Source organism: Devosia sp. SL43, assembly GCF_021729885.1.
Lineage (GTDB): Bacteria > Pseudomonadota > Alphaproteobacteria > Rhizobiales > Devosiaceae > Devosia.
In genome coordinates, this window is sequence record NZ_CP063401.1 from 4,058,670 (window position 1) to 4,084,059 (window position 25,390).

Here is a 25,390-nt window from a genome sequence, read left to right on the forward strand (position 1 = left end):
CAGCGCTCCGCACCTTCAGACAACGGGCAGTACCATCGTGACAGACCGGCTCCGCATTGCGCTCGCCCAGCTCAATCCCAAGGTTGGCGACCTCACCGGCAATCTTGCCCTGGCCCGTGGCGCCCTCGCCGACGCGGTTGCTGCCAAGGCCGATATCCTGCTGCTCTCCGAGCTGTTCCTCACCGGCTATTTCCCCGACGACCTGCTGTTCAAGCCCAAGTTCATCGCCGACGCCATGCAGGCAGCGCGTGAAATGGTCGCCGACACCAAGGGCACCGATGTGGTTCTCATTCTGCCGACCGTGTGGCAGGACAAGAACGGCCTGCACAACGCTGCCATCGTCGCCGAAAAGGGCGAGATCATAGCTATCAGGTTCAAGCGCGAACTGCCCAACACCGACGTCTTCTACGAGAAGCGCTACTTCACAGCTGGCCCGCTGACCGAGCCGGTCATGATCAAGGGCGTGCCGATAGGCATCCCGATCTGTGAAGATGTCTGGCACCCGAGCGTTTGCGAGCACCTCGCTATGCGCGGCGCCGAAATCATGCTCTGCCCCAATGGTTCGCCTTATTGGACCAACAAGCAACACATCCGCAAGGAACTGGTCCGTGCCCGCGTCGCCGAAGACGATGTGCCCATGCTCTACCTCAACCAGGTCGGCGGCCAGGACGAGATCGTCTTCGACGGGGCCTCCTTCGCCATCGAACCCGGCAACAAGCTGGTCTTCCAGGGCAAGTCCTTCGCCACCGATTTCATCGTCTCCGACTGGGTGCGCGAAGAAGCCGGCTGGACTTGCGCCCAGGGCGAGGTCACCGAGCTCACCACCACCGACGAAGCCCCCTGGCTTGCCTGCGTGTTGGGTCTGCGTGACTACGTGCACAAGAACGGCTTCAAGCAGGTTGTCCTTGGCCTCTCCGGCGGCATCGACAGCGCCGTCGTTGCCGCCATGGCCGTCGACGCGTTCGGCGCCGAAAACGTCCACTGCCTCATGCTGCCCTACCGCTATACCTCCGAGGCCAGCCTCAAGGACGCCAAGGACTGCGCCCAGCGTCTGGGTGTGCGCTACGACATCGTCTCCATCGGCAACCCGGTCGACGATGCGCTGACCGAACTCGCCCCCATCTTCGACAACCGCGCCCCTGATCTGGCCGAGGAAAACATCCAGTCGCGCATGCGCGGCGTCGTGCTCATGGCCGTCAGCAACAAGCTCGGCTCGATGCTGCTAACCACCGGCAACAAATCCGAAATGGGCGTCGGTTACGCCACCATCTATGGCGACATGAACGGCGGCTACAATCCGCTCAAGGACATGTTCAAGATGGAGGTCTACCGCCTCGCTGCCTGGCGCAACAGCCATCGGCCAGGCGACAGCCGCGGCCCGACCGGCGAAGTCATCCCCCAGGCCATCATCGCCAAGGCACCATCGGCCGAACTGCGCCCCAACCAGACCGACCAGGACAGCCTGCCGCCCTATCCGGTGCTCGACGCCATCCTTAAGGGTATTGTCGAGGACGAGCTCTCCCTCGCCGAAATCGTCGCCCAGGGCTACGACCAAGCCCTTGTGGAGCGCATTGAGCGCCTGCTCAACATCGCCGAATACAAGCGCCGCCAGTCTGCCCCCGGTCCGAAGCTGACCCCCAAGGCCTTCGGCATGGGCCGGAAATACCCCATCACCAACGGCTACAAGGACCGGACCGTCGGATGATCAGCCCCGATACTCCAGTCGTTCGCTGGGCGCCGTCCCCCACCGGCCGCATCCACCTCGGCAACGCCCGTCCGGCTTTGCTCAACTGGTTCTATGCCCGCCGCCACGGCGGCCGCTACATCCTGCGCATGGACGATACCGATCTGGCCCGCTCCACCCGCGAATCGGCCGACAGTATCGAGGTCGATCTGGCCTGGCTCGGCATCACCCCCGACCTGCTGGTGCGCCAGTCCGAGCGCACATCACTCTACGACGCCGCGGTCAAACGCCTGATCGCAGCCGGACGGCTCTATCCGTGCTACGAAACCGAAGACGAACTCGACCGCCGCCGTGCCCGCGCCCGCGCCCTCAACAAGCCGCCGATCTACGATCGCGCCGCCCTCAAGCTCACGGACGAAGATCGCGCCCGCCTCGAAGCCGAAGGCCGCAAGCCGCATTGGCGCTTCAAGCTCGCCGGCCGCCCGGTGCATTTCGACGACCTGATCAAGGGCGCCCAGACCGTCAACACCGCCTCGATGTCCGACCCGGTTCTGGTGCGAGAAGACGGCAGCTATCTCTATACGCTGCCCTCGGTCGTCGACGACATCGACCTGGGCATCACCCATGTGATCCGCGGCGAGGACCACGTCTCCAATACCGGCACCCAGATCGAGATTTTCGAGGCCCTTGGTGGTCCCGTCCCCACCTTTGGCCACCACAATCTGCTGACAGATGCGCAGGGGCAGGGCTTCTCCAAGCGCCTGGGCAGCCAGTCGATTGCCGATCTGCGCGACGCCGGCTACGAGCCGATGGCCGTCGCCATCATGGGCTCCATCACCGGCACCAGCCTGCCCATCGAGCCCTACGAGACCCTCGACGAGATCGCCAACCGTCTCGATTTCACGATGATTTCGCACGGCCCTGCGCGCTTCGACCCGGTCGAACTCGACAGCCTCAACGCCCGCCTGCTGCACGCACTGCCCTATGAGGGCGCCGCCGCCCGCCTGAGCAGCCTAGGCCTCGAGGGCGAAGCCATGTGGCTACTGTTGCGCGCCAATCTGGCCAAGTTCAACGACATCGTCGACCTCGCCAAGCTCGTCACCGGCCCGATAGAACCGGTCATCGCGGACGAAGACCGCGACTTCCTCGCGCTGGCCAAGGCCATGCTGCCGCCGGAGCCATGGGACGAAACCACCTGGTCACATTGGACCAATGCCCTGAAGGACACCACCGGCCGCAAGGGCAAAGCTTTGTTCCTGCCGCTCCGCCTGGCCTTGACCGGACGTCACGACGGACCCGAGCTTAAGTCCCTGCTCCCGTTGGTTGGGCGTAAGGCGTGTCTGGCCCGACTACCCTGACCACCTTGTCGCCGAACTGCACCAGGCGCAGTTCGGTATCCTCCTCGGCCTGAACCGGTCGCGTCACCGGCGTTTCACCGGGACCCGCCGGACGTGGCCGGGGCAGGGGAACGTTGACCAGCGTCGCCGTCTGCAGCGGCGCCACCGTCGGCTGCACGGCGGCGGCCACCGGCACCACGCCGCGCGGATCACGCAACGGCATCGGGAAGCTGACGCCATTGACCTCGATCATCGTGCGCGTGCTGCCATCGCTGCCCGTGGCCACGCTCAGCGACCCGTCCGATCGCGGCGCCACCTTGCAGCTGGCGCTCGGGCTGGTGTCGAGCGCGTCGCGATACGCAAAGGCCGTCGGCAGCGACATATAGGCTTCGCCATATATGTTGCGCATCTGCTCGGGCTCTTCGCCGGGATTGTTGTAGAAATACAGGGCCACCGGCGTCGTCGGACAACTCGCCTGGCACATAGCGTCGTCGTTGGTCACATAGTCCTGCAACGTCGCGTAGCTGATCGGCCAGAAATAACCGTCGCTCAGCCGCACGCAGACCGTGCGCACCGTCTGGTAGCCTTGATTTCCCCAGTAGCCGCCATCGATCATCTGGCCATTGGTGAAATCGCCTTCCGACGTCGTGCCGAAAATGCGATCGAATACCGACTGGCGCTCGGTCGTGAAGGTCGCGCTCGATCCATTATTGCCACAGCCAAAACGCGCCATTTCCTGCAGGATCGCCTCGCGCTGGCCGGCAACCGCATTGGCGGTTTCGACCTGCTGGGAAATGCCCGCAGCAACCTCCCGCAGCCGCAGCACTTCACGTCCGATCTGCCGGCATTGCTGCGACAGCGGGCGACCAGCCTTGGCATCGTCATTGCATCCATCGCGGATATAGCGGCTTTCCATGGCCTGTACATCGCGCTGCGCCTGCCGCGCCGACTGCGAATTGCCGCCCATCTGCTGGAAATCGCCATTGCGATCGAACTGCCGCAGCGCGTTCTCCAGCTGCGCACACTGGGCCGCCTGCGCATAGGCCGTGTTCACGTCCAGCAGGAGGCATACCGTCGCCAGTATCAGAAGGATAAGGGCGCGTGCGCCATTGCTGCTCAAACTTGCCATCGAATCCCATAGGCGCGCCGCGCGCCACACCGGCCTTAAGACAACGCTAGGACCGATAGCAACACTATAGTGACAGCGCCTGCGCCGTGGTAGCGCTGCGCGGTCACACCAGCGAGAGAATGCGCCGCCATGAAGCTAGCAACGCTCAACAATGGTCGCCCGGACGGACACCTGGTCATCGTTTCCAGCGATCTGACGCGCTGTGTCTCCGCCGGCCGCATCGCGCCAACCCTGCAGGCCGCCCTCGACGACTGGTCAGTCCACGCGCCGGCGCTGACCGCACTCGCCGCGCAACTCGACGCCGGCGCCATTGCCGGCCAGCCTTTCGATCCCGCCGCAGCCCTGGCACCATTGCCGCGCGCCTATCAGTGGATCGACGGCTCCGGCTATCTCAGTCACCTCGAACGCGTCCGCAGCCTCAAGGGCAGCAAGGATGCCGAGCTGCAATCGGGGCGTCCACTGCTCTACCAGGGCGGCTCCGATTCGCTGTCCGCCCCCACGGCGCCTATCCGCATCACCGACCCCGATCTTGCCCTCGATTTCGAGGCCGAGGTCGCCGTGATCATCGGCGCCGTTCCCATGGGTGCCACCAAGGCACAGGCGAGCGCCGCCATCCGCCTCGTGACCGTCTGCAACGATGTGTCGCTGCGCCGCCTCGTCGTCGACGACCTGCAGAATGGCTTCGGCTTCTTCCACGCCAAGCCATCCACCAGCTTCGCGCCCATCGTCGTCACGCCGGAAGGCCTGGGCACCAGCTGGCGCGACAATCGCCTGCATCTGCCGGTCCGCGTCGAGGTCAACGGCACGCTCTTTGGCCAGCCCAATGCCGGCACCGACATGCATTTCGATTTCGCCGACCTCATCGTCGAAGCCGCCCGTACCCGCTCCCTCGCATCTGGTACGATCCTGGGGGGCGGGACGGTCTCCAATCGCCACGATGAGAGCCTGCCGATCAAGAAGGATGGTATCGGCTTTGCCTGCATCGCCGAAGCGCGCACCGTCGAGAAACTCAAATACGGCCGGGCTCGCACCCCCTTCCTCAAACCCAGCGACACCGTCCGCATCGGCGCCATGGCAGATGGGAAGTCAGTCTTCGGCGATATATTTCAGAAGGTGGTATTGGCGTGACTCCGGCTCTCCCCAAAGGAAGTGGGTAGCTAACGTCTTGCAATTCTTGATAACATTCCCGTGTGCGCATTGGGCCCGTCACAGGCCCATGCAACTCTGACCATCTATGATATCATTCGCCGTTGAGGGTGCACTCGTGTCGATCAAGAAGATTTCTGCCATGGCCGTCGCTGGCCTAATGACTTTGGGCGTCGTCGCCGCCTTCGCACAGGACGCCTTCGTGGCACCTGCCACGCCTGAGGAAGCGGTAACTGCCCGCATCGCCCTGATGAAGGAAGATGGCGGCATCCTGCGCTCTGCCGGCAATCTGACCGGCGCCGAAGCCGTCGCCGCCATGACCACCCTACAGACCAACTACAGCCATATCCCGGCTCTCTTCCCCGAAGGCTCGATCGTCGGCGAAAGCAAGGCGCTCCCCGCCATCTGGGAAAACTGGGACGCCTTCGTCGCCATCGCCAAGACCGGTGAAGATGCGGCTGCCGCCGGTCTCGCCGCCGCTGAAGCTGGAGACGCGGCGGGTTACGCCGCAGCCCTCCAGGCTATCGGTGCTACATGCGGTGCCTGCCACCAGCAGTTCCGCAGCTGACACGCGGCCCGAAAGGGCAAAATCGCTCCGGTGGAGCGATTTTAGTTAGTCAGGCCATGAGACCTACGGTCGAATGGCGGCTATCCTTTAGAAATCGCCTCCAAAGCGATTGGCGGCCCGGTGGGGCCGCCTTTTTTCTTTCCGCTTGCTTTCCGCCAAGGCTCCGGTCAATCTCCGCGCCATGAAGACCGGCATCATTCTGATTAACCGCTGCATTATTACCTGCTAACCAACAGTTGGCGGCGCGGTCTTCTTCATCCTGACTTTCTGATACCCGAAGAGCCGTCTGCCAGCGCTATCACGCATGGCCAGGGACGGACCATATGACCACGCCGCAGCTCACGCTCTACAATACGCTCACCCGCAGCAAGGCGGCCTTCACGCCGATCGATGCCAGCAATGTGCGCATGTATGTCTGCGGCCCGACGGTCTACGACTTCGCCCATATCGGCAATGCGCGCCCGGTCATCGTCTTCGATCTGCTGTTCCGCCTGCTGCGCCACGTCTACGGCGTCGAGCACGTCACCTATGCCCGCAACATCACCGACGTCGACGACAAGATCAACGCACGCGCCTTGCGCGATTTCCCCGATCTGCCGCTCAACGAGGCCATCCGCCGCGTGACGGAAAAGACCGAGAACCAGTTCCTCTCCGACGCCGCCGCGCTCGGTGCGCTGGAGCCGACCATCCAGCCCCGCGCCACCGACAATATCGTGCAGATGCAGGCCCTGATCGGCGACCTGATCGCCAACAACCATGCCTACAACGCGGCCGGCGAAGTGCTGTTCGACGTCAAGTCCATGCCCGATTACGGCCAGCTCTCCGGTCGCAATCTCGAGGACAACCTGGCCGGCGCCCGTATTGCCGTCGAAGCCCACAAGAAGAACCCGGCCGACTTCGTGCTCTGGAAGCAGTCCTCCGAGACCGAGCCTGGCTGGGACAGCCCCTGGGGCCGTGGCCGCCCGGGCTGGCATATCGAGTGCTCGGCCATGTCCGAGCGCTACCTCGGCCAGACCTTCGACATTCATGGTGGCGGGCTCGACCTGATCTTCCCGCACCACGAAAACGAAATCGCCCAGTCCCGCTGCGCCCATGGCACGCACGCCATGGCCAATGTCTGGATGCATAACGGCTTCCTTCAGGTCGAAGGCCAGAAGATGAGCAAGTCGCTGGGCAACTTCGTCACCATCAACGATCTCCTGGAAACCGGCGCCATGGGCGGCCGGGCCTGGATCGGCGATGTGCTGCGTCTCGCCATGCTGATGACGCATTATCGCGAGCCGATCGACTTCTCCCTCAAACGCCTCGAAGAAGCTGAAGCGAAGCTCCGCGACTGGCAACGCGCGGCCCGTGGCGCCCAGGTCGCCGAAGGCGACGAACCCGATCCGTCCATCGTCAAGGAACTGGCCGACGATCTCAACTTCCACCGCGCCTCGGTCGCCCTCGACTTCATCGCCAAAAAGGCCAACCGCGACGAGGGCAACGCCAAGCACTGCCTCGCCGCCACCCTGCGCTTCCTCGGCTTCGGCCTCGATAGCCTGCTGACCTCTGACGACGGCTGGGAAGAGCCCCCGCACATCGCCACCGCCATTGCCGATCGGCTCGCCGCACTCAACGCCAAGGATTTCGCCAAGGCCGACGCCATCCGCACCGAACTGGCCGAGCAAGGCATCACCCTGATGGACTACAAGGACGAAGCCGGCGAACGCCGCACCAAATGGGAGAGCAAGCCATGACTTCCCGTCCGGACGAACACACCGGCGGCTGCCAATGCGGTGCGCTGCGCTTCCGCGTCACCCGACTTGGTCGGCCGTCGATCTGCCATTGCCGCATGTGCCAGAAGGCGTTCGGCGGCTTCTTCGGTCCATTGGTCACGGCCCACAATGCCACCTGGACCCGCGGTGAACCCAAATGGTTCCAGTCGTCCAACGCCGCCCGCCGTGCGTTTTGCGGCGATTGCGGCACGCCGCTGGCCTATGAAACCCGCTTCGGCCTCGAACTCGCCATCGGTGCCTTCGACGATCCCGAGGTCGCCGCTCCCGTCATCCAGGTCAATCCGGCCGACAAGCTCAGCTTCTTCGACGGCCTGACCGCGCTTCCCCTGCGCAGCGAAGAGCCCGATGAATGGCGCGACTTCCTTGCCGGTATTCATTCCAACCAGCATCCCGACCACGATACGGAAGCCTGGCCACCCAGGGAGAATTCCTGATGGATCGTTACGCCATGGAAGTCAGCGGCGGCTGCCAATGCGGCGCCGTGCGCTATCACGCCACCGAAATGCTGGACAATTCGCACATCTGCCACTGCCGCATGTGCCAGAAGGCTGTGGGCAACATCTTCGCGGCACTGGTGGCCGCCCCGCGCGAATCCATCACTTGGACCCGCGGCGAACCCGCTCGCTTCCGCAGCTCCGAACACATCGATCGCGGCTTCTGCGCCGCCTGCGGCACGCCGCTCTTCTACGACAACACCGAAGGCGGCCGGGTCAACTTCACCATTGGCTCGCTCGACCACCCCGAACTCTTCCCGCCCCACGCCAATACCGGCAATGAGGGCCGGGTGCCCTGGTTCAAGTCGCTGACCGCCATTGAGGAACTTGGTAACACCGAAGATGGCCAGGAAGCCTGGGCCTCCGCCATCAAGTCCACCAACCACCAGCATCCCGACCACGACACTGTCAGCTGGCCCGAGTAAGCATTATGTCCAAAGACCGCCTCTACATCTTCGACACCACTCTGCGCGATGGCGCGCAGACTGCCGGCATCGAGTTCTCGCTCGAGGACAAGATTTCCATTGCTGGCCTGCTTGAAGAGCTGGGCGTCGATTATGTCGAAGGTGGCTATCCGGGCGCCAATCCGGTCGACACCGAGTTCTTCGAACAGAAGCGCACCAAACGCGCCAAGTTCACCGCCTTCGGCATGACCAAGCGGGCAGGGCGCTCCGCCGCCAACGATCCGGGCGTGCAGGCGCTGCTCAATTCCCGCGCCGACGCCACCTGCTTCGTCGCCAAGACCTGGGACAACCAGGTCAAGGTTGCGCTCGAAATCTCGCTCGAGGAAAACCTCGAAAACCTGCGCGATACCGTCGCTGCAGCAGTCGCCTCCGGCAAGGAAGCGCTGATCGACTGCGAGCACTTCTTCGACGGCTTCAAGTCCAATCCCGATTACGCACTCGCCTGCGTGAAGACTGCGCTGGATGCCGGCGCCCGCTGGGTGGTGCTCTGCGACACCAATGGCGGCACGATGCCCTCCGAGGTCAGCGACATTGTCGGCAAGGTGCTGTCGGTCGCGTCAGGCGACCGCCTAGGCATCCACGCCCATGACGATACTGGCCAGGCCGTCGCCAACACTCTGGCTGCCGTCGAAGCCGGTGTCCGCCAGATCCAGGGCACCCTCAACGGCATCGGCGAGCGTTGCGGCAATGCCAACCTCGTCACCATCATCCCCACGCTGGTCCTGAAGCCCGCCTTTTCCGACCGTTTCGAAATCGGCGTCGACGCCGCGCGCCTCGCCCGCCTCACCCAGATTTCCCGCGCCTTCGACGACCGCCTCAACCGTGCCCCCGCCCGGCAGGCCCCCTATGTCGGCGCGTCCGCCTTCGCCACCAAGGCCGGCATCCACGCGTCTGCCCTGCTCAAGGACTTTTCCAGCTACGAGCATGTGCCGCCCGAGTCCATCGGCAACGAGCGCTCCATCATGGTCAGCCAGCAGGCCGGAAAGTCCAACCTGCTGACCGCTTTGGCCCGTCACGGGATAAACCTGTCCAAGGACGACCGGCGCCTCGAAAGGCTGCTGGCGACCGTCAAGGAACGCGAATCGCGTGGCTATTCCTATGACGGCGCCGACGCCTCCTTCGCCGTATTGGCCCATGAAGTGCTCGGCACCTTGCCTGCCTACTTCACCGTCGAGAACTACCGCGCCAGCGTCGAACGCCGCCACAATGCGCAGGGCGAGGAGATCACCGTCACCGAAGCGGTGGTCAAGATCCGCGTCGGCGAAGAGCTGCTGATGTCGGTGGCCGAAGGCAACGGCCCCGTCAATGCGCTGGATTTGGCCATGCGCAAGGACTTGGGCAAATATTCTGCCCGAATCGAGGACCTCGAACTGGTCGACTTCAAGGTGCGTATCCTGGACGGCGGCACGGGCGCGGTCACCCGTGTACTGGTCGAGAGTCGCGATGGATCAGGCGAGCGCTGGTACACCATCGGCGTCTCTCCCAATATCATTGATGCGTCCTTTGAAGCTCTGTATGAATCAATCACATACAAGCTGTTGAAAACTGAAGCGGCTCAGGGGACGACAGAAAAGGTGGCTTAACCGGACGGCGTTGCCGTCCTCGGGAGGACGAACTGGCCGAAACCGCTCCGAAACAACCTCTTGCGCTCACCCTTGGGGCGGCGGCGGTTACTCTTGCTGTCATTATCGGCGTTCTGGCTGGTCCAAACGTCGTCACCTGTTTCAACGCATCTGAAGGCATGGGCCAGTGCCTGCGCGGCAAGATGACCGATGCCGGCCTCATCCCGGCGCCCGCCACAGCGGTTGCTGCGCCTGAGGCTGAGCCCGCCGAAGAGGTTGCGGTCGTCACCCCGGAGCCTGCGACGTCAGCGGCAGATCCGGCGACCGATGTCGCCGCGCCCGCGCTGGACGTCACGCCGCCCGCGGCCGAAGTCCCCGAAAACCTTATTGCCGCGACCTTCGGCCTGCTGCGCGCCGAGCCCGATGGCTCCGTGGTCATCGCCGGTAGCGGTACACCCGGCACCGAGGTGGAAGTCTATTCCAACGGCTCCCTGCTCGGCAAAGCCACCGTCGAAACCACGGGCGATTGGGTTCTGGTTCCCGATGCGCCGCTGCCCGCAGGTGGTGTCGAAATCACCCTGGGCGAAGCCGGCAAGACCGGTCGCGCCGCGGAATCCTTCGTCGTTGCCATCGCCGACGACAAGACCAGCCAGCCGCTCGTCGTTGCCAGCACGCCCGGCGCCGCCAGTGAAGTCCTGCAGGGCCTCCAGCCACCGACTGCCGGCACCAGCACCGAAGTCGCCTCCGCCGAGCCCGCAACGCCGCCCGTGGCCGCTGATCCCGCAGCACCCGCCGAACCTGCTGAAACCCCTGCTGCCCCTGATGTAGCGCCGACCACGACGCCACCGGTTGAGGTTGCGCCCGTTGCGGAACCCGCGCCGGTCGCTGCCGACCCAGCCTCCGCAGACCAGCCCGCTGTAGCGACGACCGAAACCAGTGCGTCGCCAGCAGAGCCGGCCAGAACGCCACCAGCCGAACCTGCTTCTGCTGATACCCCGGCCGAGCCAGTCGTCGCCACTGCGGAGGCTGCGCCGGTTGAGCCAAGCACAGCTGCCGCAGCGGACGCCACCGTGGCTGCCGTCGCGACACAGGTCACGCCAACCGTCGTGCTTGAAGGCACGCCACCCACCATCGACGCCATCGAGCTCGAGAGCGAAGAGACTTTCTTTGCCGGCGGAGGACCCGAAGGCGCCACCATGCGCCTCTATGTCGACGACATCTTTATTGCCGATGCCAAGGTCGAAGGCGGTCGTTGGCTGGTCGAGGCCGGCAAGGTGCTGACCAAGCCGTCGCAGCGCGTCCGCATCGATATGCTGCAACCCGACAGCGCCAAGGTCGCTTCGCGCGCCGAGGTCAACTTCGTCATCGAATTGCCAGTTGAAGAAGCGCCCATCGCTGTCGCCCAGGCTGAACCGACAGATCAGCCGGAACCCGCAACACCGGCGCCAGAGCCAGCAGCGGTCGAGCCCGCCGCCCCCGCACCAGAGCCTGCCGTTGCCGCACCTGCGCCGACCCCAGAGGCGCCAGCAGCAGAGTCTGCCACGACAGAGCCCGCCGCATCCGCGACGACGCCAGCTGAGCCAGCGCCTACCTCCGATAAGGCCGCAGAACCGGCGCTGCCGGAGTCCGAACCCATTGTCGTTGCTTCAGGCGACAAGGCGATTGAACCCGCAGCTGCGGCTCTCGACGCGACCATCAAACCGGATCAGGCCTCGGTCGCCGCTGCAACGCCAGAACCAACAACACCGGCCGAACCAGTGGTGACGGCGGAAGCGACACCGCCAGCCGATGATACTGCAGACGAACCTGCGCCGACGCCCGCCACCGAACCTGCGCCAGTCGCCGATGTGCCCACAATGGTCGCCGTCGCCATCGGCGGGGCCGATGCTCAGCGCTTCGTCTCCGGCAAGGCCATCATCCGCCGCGGCGACAACCTCTGGACCATCGCCCGTCGTACCTATGGCGAGGGCATCAAATACACCACGATCTACCAGGCCAATACCGGCCAGATCCGCGACCCCGACCGCATCTATCCCGGCCAGGTGTTTGATTTGCCGGAGGGCGCTAACTGATTTCGACTGTGAGTGGGCAAGATCGTGCTCTCCAATCACCCCCTCCCAGCCTTGATCGCTCAAATCGCTCCACTGGAGCGATTGTCCCTCCGGGCCGCTCCAAGCCCATCAAGGGGGAGGTGCAGTTCTGTGGGTTGAACTGCATCGAGCCACACGAGTGGAGCGACACCTCCCCCTGGAAGGGGGAGGTAGTGCAGCTAGGCCCATAGGGCCGTAGCGAAACTAGGTGGGGGTGAAGCCATACACCGCTCCCTCGACTTATCCCTCTTATCCCCACCCCAAAATCCTCTGCCATAATCGTCCTATCACCCCACGCGGCGGCCTGCAGGCGAACAGTGGTGGGGTGGGTCGGGTGGGGACTTTGCCTTCTCCCACAGGTTCGCGTTTCGGCCGTGGGTTGCTATGACTTCCCGCCGCCGGAAACGTTCCAAAAACCGGCACCCCGAGACGGCTTCCGTCTCACTTTTTACTTTACCAGAGGCGAAAGCCGTCTCGGGGTCCGCCCTCGCTGCCCTCTTGGGCATGCGATCTGCGACAACCGCAACCCAGGCGGCGCTTCCGCGCGCCTAAACGCTGCACAACGCGGTCTGCCCATTGATTATTGCCGCATTAGCCTCCATCTATATCGGCAGATACCGATCAACACAGTCGAGCCCATGCAAGACGACGATATTGCCACCATCATGCGGGCATTGGGCCATCCGGTCCGCCTCAGCATCCTGCGCATCCTTGCCCGCCAGCAGCGGGGCGAATGTTGCTGCGCCGATGTCACCGAGGAACTGCCGCTGGCCCAGTCCACCGTCAGCCAGCACATCAAGGTGCTGCTCGATGCCGGGTTGATCGAGCGCAAGCCGCGCGGCACGCGCAATTGCTACATCGTCCAGCATGATCGTCTTGCCGCCCTGGGCAGCGCCTATTCGGGCATGCTCGCCGGCCTTGGTCCGGTCGCCCCGAAACTGGAAGCGGAAACCGCCTGATGTCTTCAGACAGCGCTGAAAAGAAGCCGTCCGTTAACGCGGACGAGGGCTCTGTATTCGCCACGATCGCCAATCTGTGGACTTATATGTGGCCTGCCGATCGTCCGGATCTCCGCTTCCGCGTTGTCCTCGCCATTGGCGCGCTGCTGCTCAGCAAGGTCGCCACCACGCTCATTCCCTTTGCCTACAAGGGCATCATCGACAGCCTCGATGGCGCGACGCCCGAAAGCGCGGTGGTCATGGGCCTCGCGGTTCCCATCGTTCTCGTCATTGCCTATGTGCTCGGCAACATCATCGATGCCGGCTTCCAGCAATTGCGCGACGTGCTGTTTGCCAGCGTGGGCCAGAACGCCGTGCGCAAACTCGCCCTGCGTACCTTCCATCACCTGCATCGCCTGTCGCTGCGCTTCCACCTGGCTAGGCGCACCGGTGGTCTCAGCCGCGTGATCGAGCGCGGCACCAAGGGCATCGAAACCATCGTGCGTTTCACGATGCTCAACATTGCCCCGACACTTGTCGAATTCGTCATCACCGCCGTCATCTTCGTCTGGATGTTCGGCATCACCTATCTCGGCGTTCTGGTGGTGATGATCTGGGGCTATCTCTACTTCACCATCAAGGCGTCGAACTGGCGGATTTCCATCCGCCGCGACATGAACAATTCCGATACCGACGCCAACGGCAAGGCCATCGACAGCCTGCTCAATTTCGAGACGGTGAAATACTTCGCCAACGAGAAGATGGAGGCCGAACGCTACGACGCCTCTATGGCAGGCTACGAGCGTTCCGCCATTCGCATCTGGACTTCGCTGGGCTTCCTCAACTTCGGCCAGGCCCTCATCTTCTATGCCGGCTTCCTGATCATCGCCATCATGGCCATCGTAGGCGTGATGAACAACACGCTGACATTGGGCGACTTCGTCCTGCTCAACACCTTCCTGATGCAGATCTATCGACCGCTCAATTTCATCGGCTTCGTCTATCGTGAACTGCGCCAGGGCCTGACCGACATCGAGGAGATGTTCAAGCTGCTCGACCAGAATCCCGAGGTGGAGGACGCTCCCGATGCCAAGCCATTGGCCATATCTGGCCCGGTAATCCGCTTCGACAACGTCACCTTCCACTACGATCCCGATCGCTCCATTCTCAAGGGCGTCAGCTTCGAAGTGCCGGCCGGCAAGACTGTGGCCATCGTCGGCCCCACTGGCGCCGGCAAGTCCACCATCTCGCGGCTACTCTATCGCTTCTACGATGTCACCGGCGGCTCGATCACCATCGACGGTCAGGATCTCCGCGCCATCACACAGGAAAGCCTGCGCTCGGCCATCGGCATGGTCCCGCAGGATACCGTGCTGTTCAACGACAGCATCGGTTACAACATCGAATACGGTCGCCCCGGCGCCACTCCGGAAGAGGTTCGCGCAGCCGCCGCCATGGCCCAGGTCGGCCCCTTCATCGAAACCCTGCCCAAGGGCTATGATACACCCGTCGGCGAACGCGGCCTGAAGCTCTCCGGCGGCGAAAAGCAACGCGTCGCCATCGCCCGCACCATCCTCAAGGCCCCGTCCATCCTCATCCTGGACGAGGCGACTTCGGCGCTCGACACCAAGACTGAACGCGACATCCAGTCGGCCCTCGACGTGGTTTCGGCCAACCGCACCACCGTGGTCATCGCCCACCGCCTGTCGACGGTCGTCAATGCCGACGAAATCCTGGTCCTGCGCGAAGGCGTCATCGCCGAACGCGGCAACCACGTCGCGCTCCTGGCCCATGACGGCCTCTACGCCCAGATGTGGAACCGCCAGCGCGAAGCCACCGAAGCCGAAGAAAAACTCCTCCAGACCGCCAACGACCCCGACGGCTTCGTCAAACGCGGTTTGCCGGCGGCGGAGTAGGGCCCAGGCACGAGCTCGCCTATGCACCGGCCGGCACCTCCCCCTTGATGGGGGAGGGTGGTAGGGGGTGCGGAAACCCCGGCCCTTGTGTTCAAGTCATCGGTGCCCGGTAGCCAAGACTTATCCCCGCGTCTTCGACCCGCGCTATGCTTGACCCGAACCAGTCTCGTCATCTGGACGAGCCTCCCTCACTAGGTCAGGTTACGCCAATGACGCCCAGCACCATCACCATCGTCCCGGCGACCGCCGACCAGAAGCCGCTGATCGCCAACCTGATTCAGCTCTATCTCTACGACATGACCGAAAGCATGCCGTTCCCGGTCGGTGCCGACGGTTGCTTCGAATACGACTTCCTCGACCGCTTCTGGCAGTTCCCCTATCTGATCTATTCAAACGACGAGATTGCTGGCTTCGCCCTTGTCATCGACGAGTGCCCCCTGACCGAGCGGAGGTCATGCTGGTTCATGGCCGAGTTCTTCGTACTCAAGGCCTATCGCCGCAGTGGCGTAGGGCAGGCGGCGCTCTCGGCGATTACGGCGAACCATCCCGGCGATTGGCACATTGGCGTGCCCGAAGACAATCGGCCCGCCCAAGCGTTCTGGGGCAGGGCCTTGGCGCCCTATACACCCGAGAGTAGGCATATATCATTCGACGGGGCCGACTGGCGGCTCAACGCATTTGCTGTCTAGCGGCGAAAAACAAAGGGGCCCGCATCGCTGCGGGCCCCTCGCAATTCAATAATCGCTGTCTACTCGGCCGCTTCAGGTCGATCCGGACGGCTGACCACGGTCACGCCGTTCTTTTCCTTCTCCACCAGGCCCTCGTCCTTGCTGACGATATAGCGCTTGGCCCCATCGGCATCGGCAGGAATTTCCACGGCCATGCCGTCGAAGCCGGCCGGAGCCGCCATTGCTGTCTGCCGGCCACGACCAGTGACGAAGCGGCCCAGGCGAGCGAACTGATGCCCGACCCACTTGATCTGCTTCCACAGCACATTGGGCGCCACCACCATCACCGGCACCATGACCAGTGTCAGCGCGGTGGAGACGAACAGGCCCGACACCAAGGCTGCCGACAGGTGGATAAACCACGACCCGGCAATGCCACCCACCACGATTTCGCGGCGGATGAAGTCGAACTCGACATTCAGCGCCATCGGGATAACGCCCAGCGCTGTCACCGTTGCGGTGAGCAGCACCGGCCGAACGCGCTGGCTGATGGTGATCAGCATGGCCTTGACCGGCTCGACATGCTCGTCGCGTTGGTAGTGGTTGTAGGTGTCGATCAGCACGATGCCGTTCTTCACCACGATACCGGCCAGCGCCACGATACCCAGCCCGGTCATGATCGCCGAGAAGCTCATCCCGGTGACGACCATGCCCAGCATGACGCCGGCGATCGACATCACCACCGTCATCAGCGTCACGATCACCTGATAGAAGCTGTTATACTCGATCAGCAGGATACCGGCGATCAGCGCCAGGGCGACAAACAGCGCCGAGACGATGAAGGCATTGGTGTCGTCGACCTGTTCGGCCGCACCGCCATAGACGATCTCCACGCTCGATGGCCATTCCTGGGTCGCCTGCCAAGCCTTGATCTCCTCGATCTTGGCGTCGGAGGTAACCGCTTCGCCGGCCGCATTGGTCGGGTTGAGGTTGGCGGCCACGGTCATGGCGTAAACGCCGTTGCGACGCGAGATATTGGCCACCTTCGGCACGGCGGTACGCTCGATGAAGTTCGAGACGGGGACCAGCCCCTGCGGGGTGACGATACGCAGGCTGTCGAGCGCGTCAAATGTGCGCTCGCCTTCCGGCAGGCGAACGCGGATATCGAGTTCGTCGCCACCATCGTCCGGCCGGTAGCTGCCGAGCTTCACGCCCGACGTTACGAGCTGCACATATGGGCTGAGTTCACGCACGCCGATGCCATACTTGGCAGCGGCTTCACGGTCGATCGTGATCTGCCAGTCGATGCCGGGGGCAGGGCGCCCGTCTTCAATGTCGATCGTGTCGCCCAGATCGTTCTCGATATAGTCGCGCAGCTTGGCAACCGCCGGAGCGATATCGTCATAGATGGTGCCTTCGACGCGCAGGTTGATGGCCTTGCCTGCCGGCGGGCCGTTCTCCTGGGCGGCGATCTGCACGTCGAGCCCCGAAATGCCCTTCACCCGGTCACGGATATTCTGGAAGATCTCGGCAGCCTTGACGCGGTCGTTATAGGGCAGTAGTTGCAGATTGAACGAGCCGATGGTGTCCGGCGGACCACCCGAGCTCATCGTATCGCCACCACCGCCGAAGCTCATGATGACGTCCTGGATGCCTTCGACCTGCAGGATCTCGTTTTCGACTTCGACCAGCATGTCGCGGATCTCGATCGGCGAATAGTTGCCGCGCGTGATCACATTGACGGTGCCGAACTCGGGCTCGGAGGCTGGGAAAGCCTCTGTGCCGGTCGGGTTCATGATGTAGGCGGCAAACATCAGCACCACCAGTGTGAAACCGACGCCCAGCGTCAGGATCGGCTGGTGGATCAGGTGCTCCATGGTCCGCACATAGAAACCCGTCACGCCGCCGACCTTCTTGGGGTCGAACTTGTCGGCATACATGACAATGTCGGCGGCTTCCTTCTGCTTGGGATCCACATGGGTGGAGGCAATGAAGGCGCCGATGATGGGCATGAAGATGAGCGCCGAGACCAGCGAGGCGCACATCACCACGATCACGATGATCGGCAGGTAGCTCATGAACTTGCCGATAATGCCCGGCCAGAACAGCAGCGGGATAAACGCGCCCAGCGTGGTGAAGGTGGCCGAAACCACCGGCACGAACATCTTGCGCGCCGCCAGGATGAAGGCCTCCTTCTTGGAGACGCCCTCCATCAGCTTTCGCTCGGCATATTCCACCACCACGATCGGATCGTCGACGAGCACGCCCACCGCCAGCACGAGGCCGAACATGATCATCATGTTGATGGTCATGCCCATCATCTGCACGACGAGGAACGCGATCATGAACGAGATCGGGATCGACATGCCGATCATGATGGCCGGGCGCACGCCCAGTGTGGCGATACAGGTGATCAGCACCAGCGCCACGGCGGTCAGCACGGCGGCTTCGAGCGAACGGAACAGACCCTTGGTCGAGTCCGCCTGGTCGATCAGGAAGCTGGTCTCGATACCCTGCGGCCAACCCGCTGTGAATTCGTCTGTCACGCGGCGAACGTCGTCGGACACCGTGATGACGTTGGTGCCGAGCTTCTTGATCACGCCCAGCGTAATGGCCGGCTGGCCGTTCACATGGGAGTACGACGTCGCATCTTCGAATGTCCGGGTGATCGTCGCAACATCGCCAAATGTCACCACGGTATCGCCGGAGGTCTTGAGTGGCAGCGAGTAGACGTCTTGCGCGTTCTTGATCAGGCCGGGGACTTCGACGTTGAACGAGCCTTGGCCGCTGTCGAGCGTGCCGCCCGGCACGACCATGTTGTTCTTCGCCAGTGCGTCGAACAGTTCGGCGGCGGTCAGGTTGTAGGCTTCCAGCCGGTTGAGATCGATCGTGACTTCGAGCACTTCCTCGCGCGAACCGCTGAGGGTCACGCTCTGCACGTCGCCCATAGTCTCCAGTTCTTCCTGCAGGTCCTTGGCGCGGTTGACGAGCTCACGCTCCGGCACCGTGCCATAGACCGCCACAGAAATGGTCGGCATGTCGCTGAACGAGATTTCCGTCACGGTCGGCTCGGTCGCGTCGTCCGGCAGCTCGGAGGTAACGCCGTCCATGGCGGCACGGATATCGCTGAGGGCGGCATCCTTGTCGGCATTGACGTTGAACTCGAGAAACACCGACGCGTGACCAGTGGTCGACGTCGCAGTATAGTTTTCTAGTCCGTCGAGTTCCTTGATCCGGTCCTCGATGGGCTTGGCCAGCAACTGCTCGGCGTCACGCGGCGACACCCCGGTCTGGCTGACCGAAATGTAGAAATACGGGATGTCGATCGCCGGGAAGCTTTCCTTGGGCAGCGACTGGTAGGCGGCAAAGCCGGCCCCCAGCAGGAGCACCATGACGGTCAGAACGACACGTGGCATTCGCAGGATTCGTTCGATCAAGTCCAGCATCGTGTCAGCTCGCTGTTACGGTGGCGGTGTCGACAGGCACGTTGGTGGCGTCGACAGCCTGACCGTCGACAACATATTCCTGGCCGACGGTAATGATGTCGACCGACAGCGGCAGGCCCAGCACCCACACGCCTTCGCGTGTATCGCTGGCAATGGTGACGGGCAGGAACTTCACCGAACCATCGACCACGGTGCTGACGCCCAGAACGCCATCGTCATTCAGCGTCAGGACAGATTGTGGCAGGAGGTGCGCGGGAGCGGTGCCCATGGTGACCGTAGCAGTCGCCGTGATGCCATCGCGGATTGCGCCGTCGGCATTGGGCAGCTCGATTTCGACCGGGAACGAACGCGTTGCCGCGTCCGCCGTGGCCGAGATGAAGGTCACCTTGCCGTCGACTTCCTGGTCGGTAATGGTCTTGATCGTTGCCTCGAGGCCAAGCTTGGCTAGGCCGATACGGGCTTCCGGCACCTGGCCGATGAACACCATCGGGTCGAGCTGCACGATCGTCGCACAGGGCTGGCCCATGCCGAGCATAGAGCCGGCAACCACCAGCGGATCCTGAACCACACCGGCAACCTTGGCGTGAATTTCGGTGCGTTCGAGTTCGGCTTGCGCATTGTCGAGACCGGCCTGGGCCGAGCTGATCGCCGCCTTGGCAGCCGTCAGCGCCACTTCGAGCTGGCGCGCTGTATTGGGGGCCGCAAGGCCCTTCTCGCGCAGTTCAGCATTGGTGTCGTAGTCTGATTGTGACTGCGCCAGACCCGCATTGGCCTGTTCCAGCCCGGCCTGGGCCTGGGTGACTGCCGCGACGCGCGTGCCTTGATCCAGCGTGCAGAGCAGGTCGCCGACCTTGACGGTCTGGCCCTTGGTGACATGCACCGTATCGACAATCCCGGCAGTCTCGGCCACAGCGCCGACCGACGCCTTTGCCTGGGTGCGACCGCGCAGCGGAACTTCGATGTTCCAGGGCTGGGCGATATAAGTCGAGGTCCGAACCGACTGTAGCGCGGTATTAGCGCCGGTCGATGCATCATTGCGCTGCGCAATGGTCAGGTGCGGATCGACCGCGTGGTCGGTTTCGTGCTGGGCCAGAACGCCGGCTTCGGCCAATTGGGTCGCAATGGGCCCATGTTCTTCGCCTTCAATGACCGAGATGATCGGCCGTTCGCCGTTGCCCGGACCATTGCCGCCCATCACCAGGCTGCCGGTCGCCAACCAGGCGCCCGCTAGAACCATGATCAGAAAGGCTACGCCATAGGAAAATAGTGCACGCATCGAGAATTCGCCCCTTTACTCAGCCGCGTCTTTTTTCGGCTCGGCTCGCGCCAATGTGATCAGTTCGTGCATATGGGAGCGCATGTGCCGTTCGGCAACCTCCATCACTGCACGTCCATAATTGATGACCCATGTGTCCGCGGCATTGCTGCTGCGTTCCGCAAAGGCTTCTTCAAGCTTGCGATGGGACGCTATGTTCTTTTCGAGGAATTCGTTGGCCCGTGCCTCGACCAGATCGCGCGGCAGGATATGCGCAAAACGGGCAAACAGCAGGAACGGGCTGCGGAAAACGTCTTCACCCAGCGGCCCAGCCAACTCGTCGGCGAAGGCTGCTCGGCCCGCTTCGGTGATCGAATAGACCTTCTTGGCCGGCTTGCCGCTCTGTTGTTCGGTCCGGCTGGTGACCAGTCCCTCGTCCTCGAGCTTGGCGAGGGCGGGGTAGATCGAGCCGAAGCTGGCCTCGATGAAATATGCGCATTCGCCTTCCACGCAAAGCTGCCGGATGTCGTATCCGGTCGCTTCGCCCTCATAGAGGATCGACAGGCAAAGGGTTTTGACGTTCACGCGCGCACTCCACCAGAGCATATGCTGGGCCGATATATGCTGGCTCTGTATATGCTCGACCCGAATCGCGCAAGTTGTACGGGCCACTCGATCTGGCAGACCAGTTAAGAGCCCGTTGCATGGCTGGGTTCAGCTGGCCAGGATGCGGCTCATCTCCGCAGCTGCCCGCTGGGCCAGCGATAGACTGGCAGCGGCCACGAAATAGGGGTTGAGGAACGCCAGGTCCCCCTTGCCGTAATGCATCCGCACCCCGTCAAGCGTCACAACAGCCCCGCCGGCAGCCTCTAGCACAGCTTGTCCAGCCGCGGTGTCCCACTCGCTGGTCGGGGTAAAGCGCGGGTAAAGCTCTGCGTCGCCCCGCGCCAGCAGGCAGAACTTCAGCGACGATCCCACCGATACATCGGCGCCGACATCGAGCGTTTCGCAGAGCTCGACTAGCGCCGAATGCCCATGCGACCGACTGGCGACGATCCGCATGGGTAGCGCCGAAGATACTGCGATCGCCCGTTTTTCTGTCGCAACGCCGGACCGCGTGTCACACACGAATGCCCCGTTGCTATCCCCAGTGAAGGCTTCCCCCGTCACCGGCGCCAGCACGACGCCCATCACCGGCAGGCCGTGTTCCACCAGCGCGATATTGACGGTGAATTCCCCGTTGCGCTTGATGAACTCCTTGGTACCGTCAAGCGGATCGACCACGAAATAGCGGTCCCCCAGCACCGGGATGATCCCAGCAGCGACGCTCTCCTCACCCAGCACCGGGATGCCAGTCGGCAGCAGATAGTCGAGGATGACAGCTTCCGCCGCCGCATCCGCCTCCGTGACCGGCGATCCGTCCGCCTTGGCCACTGCGGCAATGGGCCGCGCATAGACATCCATGATTACCCGCGCCGCAGCGATGGCCGCGTCGAGCGCCAGGTCGGTCAGTTCGGCATCGGTCTTGGCCTGCACTTACGCCCCGATCTCGACATCGAGCCCAAGGTCTAGCGGCTTGGCCGCCATGGTGATCTGACTGGTCGAAATATAGTCGACCCCCGTTTCGCCGATCGACCGAACCCGGTCCAGCTTCACGCCGCCCGATGCCTCTAGTTTGGCGCGGTCGGCGTTGATCGCCACGGCCTGGCGCAGCAGGTCGTTGCTCATATTGTCGAGCAGCACCACCTTTGCCCCAGCTGCCAGCGCCTCTTCCAGTTCGGCCAGCGAGGTAACTTCGATCTCGATCGCCACCAGATGCCCAGCAAACGCCTCGGCCGCTTTGTACGCAGCCGTTACGCTCCCTGCGACTGCAATATGGTTGTCCTTGATCAGGATAGCGTCATCCAGCGAATAGCGGTGGTTGGCCCCACCGCCGCAGCGCACGGCATATTTCTGGAACGCTCGCAGCCCCGGCGTCGTCTTCCGCGTATCGCAGATTTGCGCCCCGGTGCCCTCGACCGCATCGGCATATTCACGCGTCAGCGTGGCAATGCCGCTCAAATGATTGAGGAAGTTCAACGCCACCCGCTCCGCCGACATCACCAGCCTCGCCGGCCCCGACACCGTCGCCACGATGCCCCCAACCGCCACCCGATCACCATCGGCGAGGGCAGGGGTGAACACTACCCCGTCGCCGACCAGTCGAAACGCCGCAGCAGCCAGATCAAGCCCGGCTATCACGCCAGCCTCGCGCGCCGATAGCGTCGCCGTTGCGGTCGCGCTCGGCGCCAGCGTCGCCTGGCTGGTCAGATCACCCGCCAGCCCCAGGTCTTCTTCCAATGCAGCGGCAACGGCACGCTCGACCAGCAAGCGCGGCAATTGGGCAGGTAGACGGTCAGGGCGCGTCATCGGCACGATCCTCAAGGAGTTCGCGCTGATGTACGCGCCCGTCTGCTGCAGCGCAACCGGTGCTAGTGGCGCCCTCGTACTGTATGCTCGGCCTCGATGATCGCCGACGTCAGGCTACCCGTCGCTGGATAGAGCGGGATCAGACACGCCTGCAGCGCGTGATAGATATCCGGCTTGCCCACGAACAACCGCGAGGTCGGCGTCAGGTCTTCCTTCAGTTCACTGAGCCAGCCGCCGCGCGCATGGTCGATCACGTGGTTCTCCGCATAGTCCCACAGCTTGCGATACCAGACCTGGAAATAGTCCTCCCGGTCGTGCTCGCTAAGCCATGCGGCCGCTCCGATCGCCTCGCTGACCGGCCACCACAGCTTCTCGCGCATGATGGGCTTGTTGTCCCAGTCGAGCGTGTAGAAAAATCCGCCATGCACGTGGTCCCAGCCGAGGTCGATCGACTGGCGGAACAGCTGGCGCGAAGCATCGGTCATCCAGCTCAGGCGCTTGTCGCCCAGCGCCCACAGCTGGAACAGCAGTCGCGACCATTCCAGCCAGTGCCCCGGCGTAGTGCCGGACGGGCGGAACATCTCGTTGCCTTCGTAATTCTTGTCGAGCACCCACTTGTCGTCGAAATGCTCGGCCACCCGATGCCCTAGCGGCACCGCATTCTTGGCGATGATAAGCTCGGCAATCCGCTCGGCCTTGACTAGGTAGTCGCGATTACCGGTGGCCTCGAACGCCGCCATCAGCGCTTCGGTCATATGCATGTTAGCGTTCTGCCCACGATACGGCAGCAGCTGCGACCAGTCCTCGTTATATTCGTCGCGCACCGAGCCGGTCTTGTCGTCCCAGAAGCGCGTGTTGATGATATCGGTCACGTCGGCGATCATCTGATCGGCGAGCGGATGCCCCACCAGCTTGGCGCTCGAGGCGGCCAGCAGCACGAAAGCATGGCCATAGGCCTGCTTGGACCCATTGACGACGCCATCGTCGTCCAGCCCCCAGACATAGCCGCCGCGTTTGGCGTCACGATGCTTCTCCCAGATATAGCGCATGCCATGATCGACCAGCTCGCCCGAGCCCGGCCGCCCGATCAGGCTGCCGACCGCCGCGCAGTGCACCATGCGCGTCGTCACGTGAATTTGCCGGGTCGAGTTAGCGGCATCCAGTGGCCTGCCGTCGTCGTCCAGTTCGAAAAAGCCGCCCTTGGGATTGATCGACGCCGCTTCGAAAAAGTCGAACAGGTTATTGGCCTGCCGCATCAGATACTGCCGGTGAAACGGCCGGCTCGACCATAGGCTGGAATTGGTCCTTGGCAGCGTCGGATTAGCGTCGGTCATAGCAGCTCCTGGCCGGCAAAGTGGGGCGCCGGCTCCTCATGTCGAGGAGCTATAGCCGGGCTATAGCAACGTTGCAATTCATCCGCGATGTCATTCCGGCGTAGGCCGGAATCCAGGTCCGGCATTCATCGCGACATCCGGAGTATGGAGAGTTCTCCGCATGGATTCCGGCCTACACCGGAATGACGTTGCGGAAGCGTGAACTCCGGGGGCTCACCCCCGCGCGTACCACCCCTCGACCCGGTCCACTTCCTCCGCTGACCCCAAAATCACCGGCACCCGCTGGTGGATCCCCGTTGGCACCACATCCAGTATCCGCTGCGTCCCGGTCGTCGACTTACCGCCAGCCGCCTCGATCAGCAGTGCCATTGGGTTCGCCTCATAGAGCAGCCGCAGCCGCCCGCCCTTGCTCACCGTTTCGCTGTCCAGCGGATACATGAAAATCCCGCCGCGCATCAAAATCCGGTGGATGTCCGCCACCATCGAGCCCACCCATCGCATATTGTGGCGCTTGCCGGTCGGCCCGGTTTCCCCTGCAACATTCTCCGCCACATAGCCCCGCGTCGCCGCATCCCAAAACCGTTCCCGCGCCGTGTTGATCGCATACTCCGCCGAAGCCGGCTGCACCTTCACCGCATCCGCCGTCAGCACCCAAACGCCCGCGTCATCGAGCGTAAAGACCGCCGTCGACGTCCCGAAGGTCAACACCAGGCTGGTCGCCGGTCCATAAGCCGCATATCCCGCCGCCTTCTGGGCGGTGCCCTGTTGCAGCAGCCCGCCCGCCGACTCCAGCACCGAAAAAATCGTGCCCACAGTGACGTTTACGTCGAGATTCGAAGACCCATCCAGCGGATCGGTCGCCACCATGTAGCGACCCTGATTCTCCAGATGAACCTCTTCATCCAGCTCTTCCGACACCAGAATCGATATCTGCGGATTTTGCCGTATGTGATTCAAAACAATGTCGTTTGAGACGACATCGAGCTCCTTCTGCGCCTCGCCCTGTACATTGGTCTGTCCGGCCAGTCCCGTCTGCCCCGATATCGGCGCTGTCCGCAGCACGGCGGCAATATCGACACTTGCAGCGGCCATGGTGCCGACTACCGACTTCAGTGCGTCATCGACATGTTGAGCGGCGAGCCAGTCGGATAGGGTGGTCATGGATGATCTCGATA

Annotated in this window: 20 protein-coding genes; 12 read left to right on the plus strand and 8 right to left on the minus strand. The window is 63.2% G+C overall.

What is annotated here, in order from left to right; genetic code table 11:
• Nucleotides 1–37 precede the first annotated feature (37 nt).
• The gene (locus tag IM737_RS19800) at nucleotides 38–1,705 is read left to right on the plus strand and encodes an NAD+ synthase (protein WP_236897052.1); all 1,668 of its coding nucleotides are present in this window, start codon (nucleotides 38–40) and stop codon (nucleotides 1,703–1,705) included.
• Nucleotides 1,702–3,042: a glutamate--tRNA ligase gene (gene gltX / locus IM737_RS19805; RefSeq protein ID WP_236897054.1), complete on the plus strand. Its 1,341-nt coding sequence runs from the start codon at nucleotides 1,702–1,704 to the stop codon at nucleotides 3,040–3,042. The genes IM737_RS19800 and gltX overlap by 4 nt, the downstream gene beginning before the upstream one ends.
• Here gltX and IM737_RS19810 read toward each other — a convergent pair.
• The gene (locus IM737_RS19810) at nucleotides 2,987–4,150 is read right to left on the minus strand and encodes a DUF2865 domain-containing protein (protein ID WP_236897057.1); all 1,164 of its coding nucleotides are present in this window, start codon (nucleotides 4,148–4,150) and stop codon (nucleotides 2,987–2,989) included. The two genes, gltX and IM737_RS19810, sit on opposite strands and share 56 nt — an antisense overlap.
• A gap of 129 nt (nucleotides 4,151–4,279) precedes the next feature.
• Between IM737_RS19810 and IM737_RS19815 the strand changes: the two genes are divergently transcribed.
• From IM737_RS19815 to IM737_RS19865, 10 genes are all read left to right on the plus strand, one after another.
• Entirely contained in the window at nucleotides 4,280–5,278 is a 999-nt protein-coding gene (locus tag IM737_RS19815; protein ID WP_236897059.1) for a fumarylacetoacetate hydrolase family protein, read from the plus strand.
• A gap of 136 nt (nucleotides 5,279–5,414) precedes the next feature.
• Nucleotides 5,415–5,864: a c-type cytochrome gene (locus tag IM737_RS19820; RefSeq protein WP_236897061.1), complete on the plus strand. Its 450-nt coding sequence runs from the start codon at nucleotides 5,415–5,417 to the stop codon at nucleotides 5,862–5,864.
• 323 nt (nucleotides 5,865–6,187) lie between these two features.
• Nucleotides 6,188–7,600, plus strand: a complete 1,413-nt coding sequence (cysS, locus tag IM737_RS19825; RefSeq protein WP_236897063.1) for a cysteine--tRNA ligase — start codon at nucleotides 6,188–6,190, stop codon at nucleotides 7,598–7,600.
• Nucleotides 7,597–8,073 (plus strand): GFA family protein, encoded by a 477-nt coding sequence (locus IM737_RS19830; protein ID WP_236897066.1) that lies wholly within the window; start codon nucleotides 7,597–7,599, stop codon nucleotides 8,071–8,073. The genes cysS and IM737_RS19830 overlap by 4 nt, the downstream gene beginning before the upstream one ends.
• Complete coding sequence (locus IM737_RS19835) at nucleotides 8,073–8,558, plus strand: GFA family protein (protein WP_236897068.1); 486 nt, start codon at nucleotides 8,073–8,075, stop codon at nucleotides 8,556–8,558. The genes IM737_RS19830 and IM737_RS19835 overlap by 1 nt, the downstream gene beginning before the upstream one ends.
• A gap of 5 nt (nucleotides 8,559–8,563) precedes the next feature.
• A complete protein-coding gene (gene cimA / locus IM737_RS19840; protein ID WP_236897070.1) occupies nucleotides 8,564–10,180 on the plus strand; it encodes a citramalate synthase in 1,617 nt (538 codons plus the stop codon).
• A 158-nt stretch (nucleotides 10,181–10,338) separates the two neighbouring features.
• Nucleotides 10,339–12,231, plus strand: a complete 1,893-nt coding sequence (locus tag IM737_RS20985) for a LysM peptidoglycan-binding domain-containing protein (RefSeq protein ID WP_272906537.1) — start codon at nucleotides 10,339–10,341, stop codon at nucleotides 12,229–12,231.
• 656 nt (nucleotides 12,232–12,887) lie between these two features.
• The gene (locus tag IM737_RS19855; protein WP_236897072.1) at nucleotides 12,888–13,208 is read left to right on the plus strand and encodes an ArsR/SmtB family transcription factor; all 321 of its coding nucleotides are present in this window, start codon (nucleotides 12,888–12,890) and stop codon (nucleotides 13,206–13,208) included.
• Nucleotides 13,208–15,103 carry an ABCB family ABC transporter ATP-binding protein/permease gene (locus IM737_RS19860; RefSeq protein WP_236897074.1) on the plus strand — a complete coding sequence of 632 codons (1,896 nt, stop codon included), beginning with the start codon at nucleotides 13,208–13,210 and terminating at the stop codon, nucleotides 15,101–15,103. Before IM737_RS19855 ends, IM737_RS19860 begins: the two co-directional genes overlap by 1 nt.
• A gap of 209 nt (nucleotides 15,104–15,312) precedes the next feature.
• On the plus strand, nucleotides 15,313–15,792 hold the full coding sequence (locus tag IM737_RS19865) for a GNAT family N-acetyltransferase (protein ID WP_236897076.1): 480 nt from the start codon (nucleotides 15,313–15,315) through the stop codon (nucleotides 15,790–15,792).
• 59 nt (nucleotides 15,793–15,851) lie between these two features.
• Here the strand turns inward: IM737_RS19865 and IM737_RS19870 are convergent, their stop codons facing one another.
• From IM737_RS19870 to IM737_RS19900, 7 genes are all read right to left on the minus strand, one after another.
• Entirely contained in the window at nucleotides 15,852–19,187 is a 3,336-nt protein-coding gene (locus tag IM737_RS19870; RefSeq protein WP_236897079.1) for an efflux RND transporter permease subunit, read from the minus strand.
• 34 nt (nucleotides 19,188–19,221) lie between these two features.
• Nucleotides 19,222–20,493 (minus strand): efflux RND transporter periplasmic adaptor subunit, encoded by a 1,272-nt coding sequence (locus IM737_RS19875; protein ID WP_236897081.1) that lies wholly within the window; start codon nucleotides 20,491–20,493, stop codon nucleotides 19,222–19,224.
• A gap of 15 nt (nucleotides 20,494–20,508) precedes the next feature.
• Complete coding sequence (locus IM737_RS19880) at nucleotides 20,509–21,057, minus strand: PadR family transcriptional regulator (protein ID WP_236897083.1); 549 nt, start codon at nucleotides 21,055–21,057, stop codon at nucleotides 20,509–20,511.
• Nucleotides 21,058–21,186: 129 nt separating this feature from the next.
• Complete coding sequence (gene cysQ, locus IM737_RS19885; protein ID WP_236897085.1) at nucleotides 21,187–22,008, minus strand: 3'(2'),5'-bisphosphate nucleotidase CysQ; 822 nt, start codon at nucleotides 22,006–22,008, stop codon at nucleotides 21,187–21,189.
• Nucleotides 22,009–22,881: a carboxylating nicotinate-nucleotide diphosphorylase gene (gene nadC, locus IM737_RS19890; protein WP_236897087.1), complete on the minus strand. Its 873-nt coding sequence runs from the start codon at nucleotides 22,879–22,881 to the stop codon at nucleotides 22,009–22,011.
• Nucleotides 22,882–22,943: 62 nt separating this feature from the next.
• On the minus strand, nucleotides 22,944–24,215 hold the full coding sequence (locus tag IM737_RS19895) for an AGE family epimerase/isomerase (protein ID WP_236897089.1): 1,272 nt from the start codon (nucleotides 24,213–24,215) through the stop codon (nucleotides 22,944–22,946).
• Nucleotides 24,216–24,428: 213 nt separating this feature from the next.
• Nucleotides 24,429–25,376, minus strand: coding sequence for a class 1 fructose-bisphosphatase (locus tag IM737_RS19900; RefSeq protein ID WP_236897090.1), 948 nt, complete (start codon nucleotides 25,374–25,376; stop codon nucleotides 24,429–24,431).
• Nucleotides 25,377–25,390 lie beyond the last annotated feature (14 nt).